At 71.0% G+C, this 13,642-nt stretch carries 12 protein-coding genes and 1 riboswitch; of the genes, 3 read left to right on the top strand and 9 right to left on the bottom strand.

Annotated elements, in window-relative coordinates:
- Together ACOZ90_RS07700 and ACOZ90_RS07705 are read left to right on the top strand one after the other, a co-directional pair.
- Window positions 1–486, top strand: a complete 486-nt coding sequence (locus ACOZ90_RS07700) for a GAF domain-containing protein (protein WP_422893072.1) — start codon at window positions 1–3, stop codon at window positions 484–486.
- The gene (locus ACOZ90_RS07705) at window positions 483–824 is read left to right on the top strand and encodes a TfoX/Sxy family protein (protein WP_422893073.1); all 342 of its coding nucleotides are present in this window, start codon (window positions 483–485) and stop codon (window positions 822–824) included. The genes ACOZ90_RS07700 and ACOZ90_RS07705 overlap by 4 nt, the downstream gene beginning before the upstream one ends.
- A gap of 31 nt (window positions 825–855) precedes the next feature.
- On the opposite strand, the gene cobS is transcribed toward ACOZ90_RS07705, so the two are convergent.
- Genes cobS through cobT form a run of 3 tightly spaced genes read right to left on the bottom strand, consistent with a single transcriptional unit; the run spans window position 856 to window position 3,226 of the window.
- Window positions 856–1,581 carry an adenosylcobinamide-GDP ribazoletransferase gene (gene cobS, locus ACOZ90_RS07710; RefSeq protein ID WP_422893074.1) on the bottom strand — a complete coding sequence of 242 codons (726 nt, stop codon included), beginning with the start codon at window positions 1,579–1,581 and terminating at the stop codon, window positions 856–858.
- The gene (locus tag ACOZ90_RS07715) at window positions 1,578–2,165 is read right to left on the bottom strand and encodes a histidine phosphatase family protein (protein ID WP_422893075.1); all 588 of its coding nucleotides are present in this window, start codon (window positions 2,163–2,165) and stop codon (window positions 1,578–1,580) included. Before ACOZ90_RS07715 ends, cobS begins: the two co-directional genes overlap by 4 nt.
- The gene (gene cobT / locus ACOZ90_RS07720) at window positions 2,162–3,226 is read right to left on the bottom strand and encodes a nicotinate-nucleotide--dimethylbenzimidazole phosphoribosyltransferase (protein WP_422893076.1); all 1,065 of its coding nucleotides are present in this window, start codon (window positions 3,224–3,226) and stop codon (window positions 2,162–2,164) included. The genes ACOZ90_RS07715 and cobT overlap by 4 nt, the downstream gene beginning before the upstream one ends.
- A gap of 92 nt (window positions 3,227–3,318) precedes the next feature.
- Window positions 3,319–3,555: riboswitch (cobalamin riboswitch) on the top strand.
- A 122-nt stretch (window positions 3,556–3,677) separates the two neighbouring features.
- On the opposite strand from cobT, the gene ACOZ90_RS07725 reads away from it, so the two are divergent.
- Window positions 3,678–5,543 carry a TonB-dependent receptor domain-containing protein gene (locus ACOZ90_RS07725; RefSeq protein ID WP_422893077.1) on the top strand — a complete coding sequence of 622 codons (1,866 nt, stop codon included), beginning with the start codon at window positions 3,678–3,680 and terminating at the stop codon, window positions 5,541–5,543.
- Window positions 5,544–5,583: 40 nt separating this feature from the next.
- Here ACOZ90_RS07725 and gph read toward each other — a convergent pair whose 3' ends face one another.
- From gph to ACOZ90_RS07755, 6 genes are all read right to left on the bottom strand, one after another.
- Entirely contained in the window at window positions 5,584–6,240 is a 657-nt protein-coding gene (gene gph, locus ACOZ90_RS07730) for a phosphoglycolate phosphatase (protein WP_422893078.1), read from the bottom strand.
- A 44-nt stretch (window positions 6,241–6,284) separates the two neighbouring features.
- Entirely contained in the window at window positions 6,285–7,346 is a 1,062-nt protein-coding gene (dinB, locus tag ACOZ90_RS07735; protein WP_422893079.1) for a DNA polymerase IV, read from the bottom strand.
- Between the two features lie 41 nt (window positions 7,347–7,387).
- Window positions 7,388–7,978 (bottom strand): TetR/AcrR family transcriptional regulator, encoded by a 591-nt coding sequence (locus ACOZ90_RS07740; RefSeq protein ID WP_422893080.1) that lies wholly within the window; start codon window positions 7,976–7,978, stop codon window positions 7,388–7,390.
- Window positions 7,971–11,138, bottom strand: a complete 3,168-nt coding sequence (locus ACOZ90_RS07745; RefSeq protein ID WP_422893081.1) for an efflux RND transporter permease subunit — start codon at window positions 11,136–11,138, stop codon at window positions 7,971–7,973. The genes ACOZ90_RS07740 and ACOZ90_RS07745 overlap by 8 nt, the downstream gene beginning before the upstream one ends.
- 12 nt (window positions 11,139–11,150) lie before the next feature.
- Window positions 11,151–12,386 (bottom strand): efflux RND transporter periplasmic adaptor subunit, encoded by a 1,236-nt coding sequence (locus ACOZ90_RS07750; protein WP_422893082.1) that lies wholly within the window; start codon window positions 12,384–12,386, stop codon window positions 11,151–11,153.
- A 170-nt stretch (window positions 12,387–12,556) separates the two neighbouring features.
- The gene (locus ACOZ90_RS07755; RefSeq protein ID WP_422893083.1) at window positions 12,557–13,507 is read right to left on the bottom strand and encodes an aldo/keto reductase; all 951 of its coding nucleotides are present in this window, start codon (window positions 13,505–13,507) and stop codon (window positions 12,557–12,559) included.
- Window positions 13,508–13,642 lie beyond the last annotated feature (135 nt).

The raw sequence follows: 13,642 nt of genomic DNA on the forward strand, positions 1-13,642 counted from the left end.
ATGTTCGCATCGCAAGCCCTCTACGGGGACAAGCCCGGCCAGTACGACCAGCTGGATGCACAGGCCCGCGCGCTGCTGGCCGGCGAATCCGACCGCATCGCCAACGCCGCCAACCTGTCCGCGCTGGTCTTCCACGCCCTGCCCGACCTGAACTGGGCCGGCTTCTATTTCTACGACGGCACCGAGCTGGTGGTCGGCCCGTTCCAGGGCCAGCCGGCCTGCGTGCGCATCCCGCTCGATCGCGGCGTGTGCGGCGCGGCGGCCAGCACCCGCACCACCCAGCGGGTGGAGGACGTCAACGCCTTCCCCGGCCACATCGCCTGCGACGCCGCCTCGCGCTCGGAGCTGGTGGTGCCGCTGGTGGATGCCGACGGCAGCCTGGTGGGCGTGTTCGACATCGACAGCCCGCTGCCGGGCCGGTTCGACGAAGACGACCAGGCGGGCCTGGAGCGCATCGCCGCCACCTTCATGGAGTCGCTGCGATGAGCGAAGACAAGCTGCGCAACATCGGCCCCAAGTCCGCCGCCTGGCTGCGCCAGGTGGGGCTGCACACCCGCGCCGACCTGGAGGCCGCCGGCCCGGTGGACGCCTACATGCGGGTGCGCCGCGCCGGCTTCCGGCCCAGCCTCAACCTGCTCTACGCGCTGGAAGGCGCGCTCAACGACTGCCACTGGCAGGACGTGCCGGACACCCGCCGCAAGCAACTGGTGGAAGCGGCCGAGGCGGCCATCGCCGAGCTGCCGCTGCCGCGCGGCCAGCAGGAGGCCGGCCCGGTGCGCACCACCATCATGCAGCCCGACCCGGACGGCGACGACTCCCTGTAGGCGCGTGCCTTTGCGCGCACGGGGCGCGCTCCTAGCCGGACGCAAGCACCAGCGCGAGCAGCAGCATCGTTTCCATCACCTCGATGCTGGCCCCCAGGCAATCGCCGGAGATGCCGCCCAGCCGGCGCTTCCAGTACACGCCGACCAGCGGCACCAGCACCAGCGCGGCCAGCAGCGGCGGCGCCGCGAGCAGGCTCAGCGCCGCCAGCGCCACCGCCCACAGCCACACCGCGCGCATGCCCAGCTTCCACGAGAAGCGCTCGGCCATCCCCGCATGCTGGATTGGCGGCAGGCGTCGGCTCCACCACAACGTGCCCCAGCGCGCCCAGGCCGGCAGTAGCACGATGCCGGCCCACCAGGTGGATCCGGCCAGCTCGGCCAGCAGCACCAGCTTGAGCAGCAGCTGCACGATGAGCACCACCACGCCGAACGCGCCCACGTGCGGATCCTTGAGCACGGCCAGGAAGCGATCGGGATCCCGGTGCGCCGCGCCCATGGCGTCGGCCACGTCGCTCAGGCCGTCCAGGTGCAGCGCCCCGGTCACCCAGGTCCACAGCGCCATGGCCAGCACCGCCGCCAGCCAGGGACGATCGCCCAGCCCCCACAGCACCAGCGCCAGCAGCAGGCCGATCACGATGCCGACCAGCGGGTGGTAGACGGCCGAACGGGTCAGGTCGTCATCGCGGAAGTCGTGCACCTGCGGCGTCGGCAACCGGGTCAGGAACTGGAAGGCGAGGATCAGGCGGCGCAGGCTCATGGCTGGGACAGCTCCAGCAGTTCGCCCCACAGCCTGCCTTCCCCGTCCTCTCCCAGCCGCAGCCGCAGCCGCGTGCCGTAGTCGATGCGCAGCGCCCACAGCGCCGCCAGCGGCAGGCCGCAGGCCTGCGTCAGCGCCATGCGCAGCGCGCCGGCGTGGCTGACCACGAGCACCGGGCCATCGCCATCGGCGCCATGGGCCAGCAGCGCGCGCAGCCCGTCCGCGATGCGCTTGCCGAAAATCCCCCAGTCCTCGCCGCCCGGCGGCGGGTGGCGCAGCGGATCGGCATGGAAGGCGGCGACGGCCTCGGCCGGCAGCTCATCGCCGCGCCGGCCGTCCCAGCCGCCGAAGTCGAACTCGGCCCAGCGCGGGTCGATGGTGACCCCGATCCCCTGCGGCGCGGCCAGCGCCAGCGCGGTGTCGTGCGCCCGGCGCAGCGGCGAGGTGACCGCGCGCGCCCAGCCTATGCCGGCGTGGCGGCTGGCCAATGCATCCGCAACGCCCGCCAGCAGCGGCGGATCGCTCCGTCCGTCCATGCGGCCGCGGCGCCCGGTATCCGCATGGCGCACCAGATCCAGGATCACGCCGGCGTTGCCCCCGCCACCGCGGCATCCTCGAAGGTCGCCATGTCGTTGTGCAGGGCGCAGGCCAGCCGCAGCAGCGGCAGCGCCAGGGCGGCGCCGGAGGCCTCGCCCAGGCGCAGATCCAGCCGCAGCAGCGGTTCCGCATCGAGCGCTTCGAGCAGGCGGGCGTGGCCGCGCTCGGCCGAGCAGTGCGAGAACAGCAGCCAGTCGCGCACGCCCGGGTTGATGCGCACCGCCGCCAGCGCTGCGGCGGAAACGATGAAACCATCCACCAGCACCGGTACCCCGCGGCGGGCGGCAGCGATCATGGCCCCGGCCAGCGCGGCGATCTCCAGCCCGCCGACGCGGCGCAGGGCTTCCAGCGCGGGCTGCGGCGCCGCCGCAACCGCATCGCGGTGCAGGTTCATGGCACGCTCCACCACGGCCTGCTTGAGCGCAATGCGGGCCTCGTCCAGGCCGGTGCCGGCGCCCACCAAGTCCGCCGGCGGCAGGTCGCCCAGCATGCAGGCCAGCGCGCTGGCGGCGGTGGTATTGCCGATGCCCATCTCGCCGGGCAGCAGCAGGTCTGCGCCCGCATCGGCCTCCTCCACCGCGCGGCGGCCGGCGTCCAGGGCATGGGCCACCTCGGCGGCGGACATCGCCGCCTCCACGCCCAGGTCGCGGGTGCCGCGGCAGGGCTTGTCCACGACCGCGCCGGCCACGGCGCCGTCCGCCAGCGTGCCCACGTCGCGCAGGTGCAGCGGCAGGCCCAGCTCGCGCGCCAGCACCGAGATCGCCGCGCCGCCCGCGGCGAAGTTCGCCAGCATCTGCACCGTGACCTCGGCCGGGAACGCCGACACCCCCTGCGCGACCACGCCGTGGTCGCCGGCGAACAGCAGCACCGGAACCACCTGGGCGCGGGGCCGGTCGCGGGCCTGCAGGGCGGCCAGCTCGATGGCCAGGGTCTCCAGCCGGCCGAGGGCGCCGGGCGGCTTGGTCAGCTGCTGCTGGCGCGCCCGCGCCCGGTCGGCATGCCCGATCGACGGCGTCCTGCACGCCTGGCTCCACCACCCCTGTTCCATCTGTCCGGCATCCAGTGAAAAGGCGGCATTCTATCGGCTGGCGGCCTCCGACAGCCGCGCACCGGCTTTGGCGCACGCGGCGGCAATGGCTTAAACTGCGCCGACTTTCTGGTGACCCGAGGGGATTCCCCCAAGGGTTGAAACGGGAAGCCGGTGACCTTCCGCCCGCCGCCACGGCGGGGAAGCATTCCGGCGCTGCCCCCGCAACGGTAAGCGTGGAACACCCCCGGCAAACCGCCACTGTGCATCGCACGGGAAGGCGCCGGGGCCGGAGCAGCCGCATCGCTCCTCCCGCAAGCCCGGAGACCGGCCAGGGAGAAGACTGGTTGCGATGCGGAGGGCATTGCGGCGGCAGCGCGCGCCATGCCCGGCACGTCCCTACCGTCGCCCCCATGCATCCAGCCCCACACCGTTACGGTCGCGCGGGCGTGCGCGATGCATGGAGAACCCGATGAAAGCGCAGCACCAGATCCTCACCCTGGCAGTGGCCCTGGCCCTGTCCCCGGCCGCCGCGGCCAGCAGCCTGATCCAGGCCACCGACCTGGACGAAGTGGTCGTCACCGGCACCCGCACCGAGGTGCTGCTCACCGACAGCCTGGTACCGGCGCAGGTCATCGACCGCGAGGAGATCGAACGCACCCAGGCCACCGACCTGGTCGGCCTGCTGCGCGGACGCGCCGGCGTGGACATCAGCAACCAGGGCGGCCGTGGCAAGCTCAGCAGCCTGTTCCTGCGCGGCGCGGAGTCCGACCACGTGCTGGTCCTGGTCGACGGGATCAAGATCGGCTCGGCCACCTCGGGCATGGCGGCCTTCCAGGATCTCGCGCTGTCGCAGATCGAGCGCATCGAGATCGTGCGCGGCCCGCGCTCGAGCCTTTACGGCGCCGAGGCGATCGGCGGCGTCATCCAGATCTTCACCCGCGGCGACGACGCCGAAGGCTTCGCCCCGCACCTGTCCCTCGGCGCGGGCAGCAACGCCACCCGCGAGGTCAGCGGCGGATTCAACTACCGCGGCCAGCGCGGCTGGCTGGGCGCCCATGGCGGCTACCAGCGCACCGACGGCTTCAATGCCTGCCGCGGCTCGGCCGAGCTGTTCGCCGGCTGCTGGACGGACGAGCCCGACGACGACGGCTACCGTAGCGTGTCGATGAACGTGCGCGGCGGCATGCAGCTGACCGAAGCGCTGGCCCTGGAAGGCAGCTTCCTCGACATCGCCGGCGAGAACGAATACGACGGCACCTGGACCAACCGCTCCAAAACCCGGCAGCAGGTGTCCGGAGCCACCCTGGAGTACGCGCCGCAAGACGGCCGCCTTGCGCTCAAGGCCGCGGTCGGCCGCAGCAAGGACCGCTCCAACGACTACCACGAAGACGTGCACATGAGCACCTTCGAGACCCGCCGCGACAGCGCCTCGGTGCAGGCCGACGTGCGCCTGGCGCCGGCGCACCTGCTCAGCCTGGGCGTGGACTGGAGCAACGACGTCCTCGACAGCACCACCGCCTACAGCGCCGACGAGCGCGACAACACCGGCGTGTTCGTCGGCTACGACGGCGGCGCCGGCCGCCAGCGCTGGCAGGCCAGCCTGCGCCACGACGACAACGAGCAGTTCGGCAGCCACACCACCGGCAGCCTCGGCTGGGGCCTGTCGTTCGACAGCGGCCTGCGCCTGAATGCCACCGTCGGCACCGGTTTCAAGGCGCCGACCTTCAACGACCTGTACTACCCGGGTTCGGAGAGCCCGTGGCTGCAGCCGGAGAAGTCCACCAGCCTGAACCTGGGCGTGTCTCAGGCCACCGAGGACTTCAGCTGGTCGTTCAACCTCTACGAGAGCCGGATCGACAACCTGATCGTGTTCACCTACGAGCCGCCGACCTTCCAGGGCGTGGGCGCGAACGTGGACGAAGCCCGCATCCGCGGCGCCGAGGCGACCTTCGGCACCTCGTTCGCCGGCTTCGACCTGTCCACCCAGCTCAGCTATACGGATCCGCGCGATCGCAGCGGCGGCTTCAACGACGACAACCTGCTGGCCCGCCGCGCGCGCGCCAGCGGCCGCATCGACCTGGATCGCGGCTTCGGCCCGGTGCGCGCCGGCATCACCGTGCAGGGCGCCGGCAGCCGCTACGACGACGCCGCCAACAGCGTGCGCCTGGGCGGCTACGCCACCGCCGACCTGCGCCTGGAGTACGCCTTCCACCGCGACTGGACGCTGCTGGCGCGGGCCGGCAACGTCTTCGACCGCGACTACGAAACCATCGCCTGGTACAACCAGCCCGGCCGCGAGTACGGCCTGACCCTGCGCTGGCGCCCCGCCCCCTGACGCCGGACACCCCCGCTGTAGGAGCGCGCATGGCGCGCTCCTACATGTCGAGGGTGAGGAGATCCTGGAAGCGGTCGATGACGGCCAGGGCGCCGGCGGCGCGCAGGTCGAAGCCGCGGGCGTAGCCGTAGCTGACCAGCACCACCGGCATCCCGGCCGCCTGTCCGGCCAGGAAGTCGGTCTGCGAATCGCCGACCATCAGGCAGCGGCCGGGTTCTACCCGCATCCGTTCGGCCAGGTGCAGCAGCGGGCGCGGATGCGGCTTGCGCTCGGGCAGCGTGCCGGCACCCACCACGCCGGCAAAGCGGCCGGCGATGCCCATGTGTTCGAGCATCGGCGCCACGAAGCGCTCCGGCTTGTTGGTGCACACCGCCATCGACACGCCGCGCCTGTCGAGCTCGGCCAGGGTTTCGGCCACGCCGGGATACAGCCGCGGGCTGCGCAGCAGGCAGTCGCCATAGTGGAGCATGAAGCGCTCCATCAGCACTTCCGCACTGGCGCTGCTGCCGAAGTGCTCCAGCGCGGTTTCCAGCAGCATCCGCGAGCCCTCGCCAATCCAGCTGCGCACCAGCGCCTCGTCGGCCGGGCCCAGGCCCTGCTCGGCGAGCATGCGGTTGACCGCCTCGGCGATGTCGGAAGCGCTGTCGACGAGGGTGCCGTCGAGGTCGAACAGGACGGCGGAAAACGGAAACGGCACGGCTCACTCCGGAAAGGCGGGCCTCCTATTGTAGAAAGTGCGTCCTACATGAAGAGGGCGGGCTGGGTGGGGATTTCTTCGCGGTCACGGAAGCCGGACAGGCCGACGCCGGCGAGCCGGTAGCGGGTGTCCGGCGGCAGCCCCACCCGCTCGCGCAGGGCCAGTGCGATCGCGGCCAGTTCGGCCGCCGACGCGGGTGGAACTTCGGGCGTGTGGCTGCGGGTGAGGATGCGGAAGCGGTCGGTCTTGAGCTTGAGCACCACCGTGCGGGGCACGCGCTCGGTCTTGCGGGTGGCGGCCCAGGTCTTGTCGGCCAGCGCGCGGATCACCTCCTCCAGCGCCTCCAGCGGCAGGTCGGTCTCGAAGGTGTCCTCCGAGGAGATCGACTGCACCGGCTGGTGCGGCTGCACCGGACGCTCGTCGATGCCGCGCGCGCGCTCATGCAGGCGCAGGCCGAAGCTTCCGAAATGCGCCTGCAGCTCCTCGCGCGGAATCTGCCGCAGCTCGCCCACCGTGCGCACGCCCAGCCCCTCCAGCCGGCCCTGCATCACCTTGCCCACGCCCGGTATCTTCGCCACCGGCAGCGGCGTCAGGAAGGCCTCCACCCGTGCCGGCGAAATCACGAACAGCCCGTCCGGCTTGTTCCAGTCCGAGGCGATCTTGGCCAGGAACTTGTTCGGCGCCGCCCCGGCCGACGCGGTCAGCCCGGTCACCTCGCGGATCCGCGCGCGGATCGCCTGGGCGGTGGCGGTGGCGCTGGGCGAAGGGATCTTCGGCGCGGTGACGTCCAGGTAGGCCTCGTCCAGCGACAGCGGCTCCACCAGCTCGGTGTGTTCGCGGAAGATCTCCCGCACCTGCTGCGACACCGCCCGGTAGCGGGTGAAATCCGGCGCCACGTAGATCGCGTCCGGGCACAGCCGCTCGGCGCGCGCCACCGGCATCGCCGAGCGCACCCCGTACGGCCGCGCCTCGTAGGACGCCGCCACCACCACCGAGCGCGCGCCGCGCCAGGCCACCACCACCGGGCGGCCACGCAGCGAGGGGTCGTCGCGCTGTTCAACCGACGCGTAGAACGCGTCCATGTCGATGTGCAGGATCTTGCGCACGCCCCATTATCGGCCGCCGCCGGGCAGCCGGTGCGACCGGATCAGGGTTCGAGGATGCCCGGGATCACGCCCTGCAGCGCGGCCAGCAGCAGCCCGCGATCCAGGCCGGGCTCACGCGTCTCGCGCAGCTTCAGTCCTTCGAACAGGCACTGCAGCACCAGCGCCCGCTGCCGGGCCAGCCCCGGCTCCTGGCCGAACCCTCCCGCTTCCGCATCGCGCGCCAGCCACTCGCACAGCGCCTGGCGCACGGTGGCGTCGTAATCGTCCAGCGCCGCGGCAATCTGCGGGTCGCGGGTGGCCTCGGCGGAGATCTCCAGCAGCAGCGCGGCGTTCATGCCACGCCGGGCGCCGCAGGTGCGGGCGTAGTTGTCGGCCATCAGCGTCGCCAGGTCGGGCCGGTCGCTGAGGCTGATTTCCTCGCGCAGCAGCACCAGCTGCTCTTCCACGATGGCCAGGATGATCGCGCTCTTGTTCTCGAAGTAGCGGTAGATCAGCCCGGCACTCATGTCCGCCGTCTCGGCGATGCTGGCCATGCTGGCGCCGTGGAAGCCGTGCTCGATGAAGCACTGCTGGGCGGCGTCGAGGATGCGCTTGCGCTGGGCCTCGACGCGGGCCGTGCGGGGCTCAGCCATCGCTGCTGCCCGCCGCCGGAATCGCCTCCGGCTCCTTGTCGGCCTTGCGCCCGCCGAACACCTTCTGCACCACCACGAAGAACAGCGGGATGAAGAACACCCCGATCAGGGTGCCCACGATCATGCCGCCCAGCACGCTGGTGCCGATCGCGTTCTGCGCGCCCGAGCCCGCGCCCGTGGACAGCGCCAGCGGCGTCACGCCCAGGCCGAAGGCCAGCGAGGTCATGATGATCGGGCGCAGCCGGTCGCGCACCGCCTGCATGGTGGCCTCGATCAGCTCCATGCCGCTTTCCAGGTTCTGCTTGGCGAACTCCACGATCAGGATCGCGTTCTTGCTCACCAGTCCCACCGTGGTCAGCATCGCCACCTGGAAGTACACGTCGCGATCCAGGCCGAACAGGTTGGCGGCCAGCACCGCGCCCAGGATGCCCAGCGGCGCGGCCAGCAGCACCGCGGTGGGCACCTTCCAGCTCTCGTACAGCGCGGCCAGGCTCAGGAACACGATCAGCAGCGACAGGGTGTACAGCAGCGGGGTCTGGGTACCGGCCTCGCGCTCCTGGTACGACAGCCCGGTCCACTCCACGCCGAAGCCCTGCGGCAGTTCCCCGGCCAGGCGCTCGATCTCGGCCATCGCGTCACCGGTGGACACGCCCGGCGCGGCCTCGCCCTGGATCTCCATCGCCGGCACGCCGTTGTAGCGCTCCAGCCGCGGCGAGCCGTACTCCCAGTGGGTGGTGGCGAACGCGGAGAACGGCACCATCTCGCCCTGGGTGTTCTTCACCGACCACTGGTTGAAGTCCTCCGGCGTCATCCGGAACGGCGCATCGGCCTGGATATAGACCCGCTTGACCCGCCCGCGATCGATGAAGTCGTCGATGTACTGCCCGCCCCAGGCCGCGGCCAGGGTCTGGTTGATCGACGCCTGCGGCAGCGACAGCGCCGCGGCCCGGGCCACGTCCACGTCCACGCGGAGCTGCGGGGTGTCCTCCTGGCCGTTCGGACGCACGTTGACCAGCAGGTCGCTCTGCGCGGCCATGCCCAGCAGCTGGTTGCGCGCGTCCAGCAGGGCCTCGTGGCCCAGGGCCCCGTTGTCCTGGAGGAAGAACGAATAGCCGGCGGCCACGCCCAGCTCCGGCATCGCCGGCGGCGCAAGCACGAAGATCATCGCGTCCTTCACCTGGCTCATCGCCGCCATGCCGCGCTCGGCCACCGCCGCCGCGCTGAGCGAGTCGGCGGCGCGCTCGCCCCAGTCCTTGAGCTTGATGAAGGCCATGCCGTTGTTCTGGCCCATGCCGGCAAAGCTGAAGCCCTGCACCGCCATGGTCGATTCGACCGCATCGGGCTCGTTCTCCAGGAAGTGATCCTCCAGCAGCTTGATCGCCTCGATGGTGCGCTCCTGGGTCGCGCCCACCGGGGTCTGCACCATCGCCATCAGCACGCCCTGGTCCTCATCCGGCAGGAACGAGGTGGGCGCGCGCATGAACAGCAGGCCCATCAGCACCACCATCAGGCCGAAGATCGCCATCGAGCGCCCCGGACGCGACAGGATCCCGCGCACGCCGCGGCGATACTTGCCGCTGGTGTTGTCGAAGCTGCGGTTGAACCAGCGGAAGAAGCGCGCCATGAACCCGGTGCCGCTGTCGTAGTGCTCGCCCTTCTTCAGCGGCTTGAGCATCGTGGCGCACAGCGCCGGGGTCAGCACGATCGCCACCAGCACCGACAGCGCCATCGCGGTCACGATGGTCACCGAGAACTGCTGGTAGATGACGCCGGTGGAGCCACCCATGAAGGCCATCGGCACGAACACCGCCGACAGCACCACGCCGATGCCCACCAGCGCGCCGGTGATCTGATCCATCGACTTGCGCGCCGCCTCAAGGGGCGAGAGCCCCTCCTCGGTCATGATGCGCTCGACGTTCTCGACCACGACGATGGCGTCGTCCACCAGCAGGCCGATCGCCAGCACCATGCCGAACATGGTCAGCATGTTCACCGAGAACCCGAGCACGGCCATCACCCCGAAGGTGCCCAGCAGCACCACCGGCACCGCGATGGTCGGGATCAGGGTGGCGCGGAAGTTCTGCAGGAACAGGTACATGACCAGGAACACGAGGGCGATCGCCTCGATCAGGGTCATGATCACGCTCTTGATCGACACCCGCACGAACGGGGTGGTGTCGAACGGGATCACCGACTCCATCCCCGCCGGGAAGTACGGCTCCAGCTCGGCCAGCGTTGCCTGCACGCCGGCGGCGGTATCCAGCGCGTTGGCGCCGGTGGCCAGGGAGATCGCGATGCCCGTCGTCTGCTGGCGGTTGTAGCGGGAGTCGAACTCGTACATCTCCGTACCCATCTCCACCCGGGCGACGTCGCCCAGGCGCAGCACGGAACCATCCGGCTCGGCGCGCACCACGATGTCGCGGAACTGTTCCGGCGTCTCCAGCCGATCCTGCGCGTTGATGGTGGCGTTGATCATCTGGCCGTCAACGGCCGGCGCGCCGCCCAGGGCGCCGATGGCGACCTGCGCGTTCTGGCCCCGGATCGAGGCCACGACCTCGTCGACCGACAGCGCGTAGGTGTGCAGCTTGTTCGGATCCAGCCAGATGCGCATGGCGTACTTGCCGCCGAACACCTGGATGTTGCCCACGCCGGGCACGCGGCTGAGCGGATCGACGACGTTGGCGTTGACGTAGTCGGCCAGGTCGACCCGATCCATGCTGCCGTCGGTGGACACGAAGCCGACCACCTGCAGGAAGCCGGAGGTGGATTTGGCCACGTTCACGCCCTGCTGCTGTACCGCCTGCGGCAGCAGCGGCATCGCCAGCTGCAGCTTGTTCTGCACCTGCACCTGGGCGATGTCGGGGTCGGTGCCGGTCTCGAAGGTCAGCGAGATGGTGGCGATGCCGTTGGAGGAGGACTGCGACGAGAAGTACATCAGCCCGTCCAGGCCGGTCATGTTCTGCTCGATGACCTGGGTCACCGAGTCGCTCACCACCTGCGCCGAAGCACCCGGGTAGGTGGCGCGGATCTCGACCGCCGGCGGGGCCACGGTGGGGTACATCGACACCGGCAGGCCGGTGATGGCCAGGCCGCCGGCGAGCATGATGACGATTGCGATGACCCACGCGAAGATCGGGCGGTCAATGAAGAAGCGTGCCATGGGGTTCTCCGCTTACTGCTGCGAGGCCGGGGCGTCGGCGGCCGGTTCGGCCGCATCGGGGTGCGCGGCCGGCGCCGCGTCTTCGGCGGCGGGCGCGGGCGCTGCCGGCTGGGCCGGCGCCTGGCCGGCCTCGAACGGCACCGCCTGTACCGGGATGCCAGGCTGGATCTTCTGCAGGCCTTCCACCACCACCCGGTCACCGGCGGCCAGGCCGTCCTCGACCAGCCACTGGTCGCCGATGGTGCGGCTGACCGTGACCGGCCGGTTCTCCACCACGCCCTCGGCGTTGACCAGCATCACGCTGGTGTTGCCCTTGGGGTCGCGGGCCACGCCGCGCTGCGGCACCAGCACCGCGTCCTGGCGCACGCCGGCGCCGACCACCGCGCGCACGTACATGCCGGGCATCAGGATGTGGTCGGGATTGTCCACCACCACCCGCAGGCCGAAGCTGCCGGTGGACGGATCCACGCTGACCTCCGAGAAGGCGAGCGTGCCCTGGTGCGGGAACGGGGTGCCGTCCTCCAGCAGGATCGTGACCGGCAGTTCGGAGCCGTTCTCAAGCCGCCCGGAGGCCAGTTCGCGGCGCAGATCCAGCAGCTCGCTGGCGGACTGGGTGAGGTCGACGTGGATCGGGTCGAGCTGCTGGATGGTGGCCAGCGCCTGTGCCTGGGCCGCCGTCACCAGCGCGCCGGCGGTCACCGAGGAGCGGCCGATGCGGCCGGAGATCGGCGCGGTGATGCGGGCGCGGCCCAGGGTGACGTTGGCGGCGTCCAGCGAGGCGCGCGCGGCGCCGACCTCGGCCTGCGCCTGGCGCGCGGCGGCCTCGGCATTCTCCAGCTCCTGCGCGGAGATGTAGCGGGTGCCGGCAAGCTGCTGCATCCGGCTTTCCAGCGAGCGCGCGTTGACCAGCGCGGTCTCGGCGCGGGCGAGCTGGGCGCGGGCGCTGGCGGCGGTGGCCTGGTAGTCGGCGGCGTCGATCCGGTACAGCGGCTCGCCCTCCTTCACCACCGTGCCCTCGGTGAACAGGCGCTCCTCGATGATCCCGTTCACCTGCGGGCGCACTTCGGCGACCAGATAGGCGTTGGTGCGGCCCGGCAGCTCACGGGTCAGGGTGACGGTCTCCGCGTCCAGGGTCACCACCGACACCTCCGGCGGCGGCGGCTGCGCGGCCTCCTCGTCTCCACCACAGGCCACCAGGGCGAGGGACATGAACAGGGGAATGGCCAGGCGGAAGGCGGGTGTGCGCATGGGGGAGGCTCGATCGGGAAAAGGAAAACCGCCGGGCGTGATCCCGGCGGCGCGAGATAGAATGAACGATCATTCTTTTTTTGTCAAAGCGGATTTTGCAACGCAGCATCCGCGTTCAGGTTCGGCGCCTCCCCCGGCGCCAGCCGTGGCGGGTCAGGGCCCGCCGCGCCTCATCCGAGCGATTCGATGTGCTCGATCATCCGCTGGCGGGCGGCCTCGTCCGGCAGCCGGCCCATGGCCGCGCCCATGTTGTCGACCAGGTGCTTCGGATTGCTGGTGGCCGGGGTGGCGGCGGTCACCGCCGGGTGCGAGACCACGAACTTGAGGAAGAACTGGCCCCAGGTGGCGATGTCGTACTCGGCGGCCCAGTCCGGCACCTGCCTGCCTTCCACCTGCTGCCACAGCCGGGTGCGTCCGAACGGCGCGTACACCAGCACCGCGATCCCGCGCTCGGCGGCCAGCGGGAAGATGGTCTGCTCCATGGTGCGGTTGTCGACCGCATAGTCCACGCCGATGAAGTCCAGCGGCTCGCTGCGCATCAGCGCCTCCAGCGCGCCATAGGTCCTGGACGAGGTGGTGGTGACGCCCACGTAGCGCAGCCGGCCCTCCTGCTTGTACTCCCGCAGGATCGGCAGCTGGGTGGCCACGTCGGCCATGTTGTGCACCTGGATCAGGTCGACCGGATCCTTGCCGACATGGGCGAAGGACTGCTCCACCTGCGCGCGCGCCGCCTCCGGGTCGGCCCCGTCGTCGCTGCCGCGCGGCACCACGTTGAGCTTCGTGGCCCAGAAGATCTTTTCGGCCAGGCCGCTGTTGCGGGCGACGTTGCCGGCGACCTCCTCGGCCGCGCCGTAGCTGGGCGCGGTGTCGAACACCCGGCCGCCCTGCTCCACCAGCGCCTGCAGCACCTCGCGGATGCGATCGACGTTGCCCTCCCCGGCGATGCGGGAGAACGAGGCCGAGCTGCCCAGCCCCACCACCGGCAGCCGTTCGCTGGTGCCGGGGATCACCCGCGTGATCAGTTCGCGCGGGCTGTCGTCTGCCAGCAGCAGCCCGGGCTTGATGGCCAGCGTCACGCCGGCCAGGGCGGACAGCTTCAGGTATTGGCGTCGGGTGATCATCGCGGGATCCCGCTGTGCGGATGAACCCCGGTTTTACCACAGGCCGGCGGGCGGCAGCGGCATCTAGCGCTTTATCGGCCGCGGGGCAGGCCCCGGCCACGCATTCACGGCACATCAATGTATTCCAACGCCAGC

Origin of the sequence: Luteimonas dalianensis (assembly GCF_049339425.1) — a bacterium.
Taxonomy (GTDB): Bacteria; Pseudomonadota; Gammaproteobacteria; order Xanthomonadales; family Xanthomonadaceae; genus Luteimonas; species Luteimonas dalianensis.

What these genes read in the sequence shown, in the direction of transcription:
- ACOZ90_RS07700 (WP_422893072.1), top strand. Translation starts at nt 1, where the DNA reads ATGTTCGCATCGCAAGCCCTCTACGGGGACAAGCCCGGCCAGTACGAC.
- ACOZ90_RS07705 (WP_422893073.1), top strand. Translation starts at nt 483, where the DNA reads ATGAGCGAAGACAAGCTGCGCAACATCGGCCCCAAGTCCGCCGCCTGG.
- cobS (WP_422893074.1), bottom strand. Translation starts at nt 1,581, where the DNA reads ATGAGCCTGCGCCGCCTGATCCTCGCCTTCCAGTTCCTGACCCGGTTG.
- cobT (WP_422893076.1), bottom strand. Translation starts at nt 3,226, where the DNA reads ATGGAACAGGGGTGGTGGAGCCAGGCGTGCAGGACGCCGTCGATCGGG.
- ACOZ90_RS07725 (WP_422893077.1), top strand. Translation starts at nt 3,678, where the DNA reads ATGAAAGCGCAGCACCAGATCCTCACCCTGGCAGTGGCCCTGGCCCTG.
- ACOZ90_RS07740 (WP_422893080.1), bottom strand. Translation starts at nt 7,978, where the DNA reads ATGGCTGAGCCCCGCACGGCCCGCGTCGAGGCCCAGCGCAAGCGCATC.
- ACOZ90_RS07745 (WP_422893081.1), bottom strand. Translation starts at nt 11,138, where the DNA reads ATGGCACGCTTCTTCATTGACCGCCCGATCTTCGCGTGGGTCATCGCA.
- ACOZ90_RS07750 (WP_422893082.1), bottom strand. Translation starts at nt 12,386, where the DNA reads ATGCGCACACCCGCCTTCCGCCTGGCCATTCCCCTGTTCATGTCCCTC.
- ACOZ90_RS07755 (WP_422893083.1), bottom strand. Translation starts at nt 13,507, where the DNA reads ATGATCACCCGACGCCAATACCTGAAGCTGTCCGCCCTGGCCGGCGTG.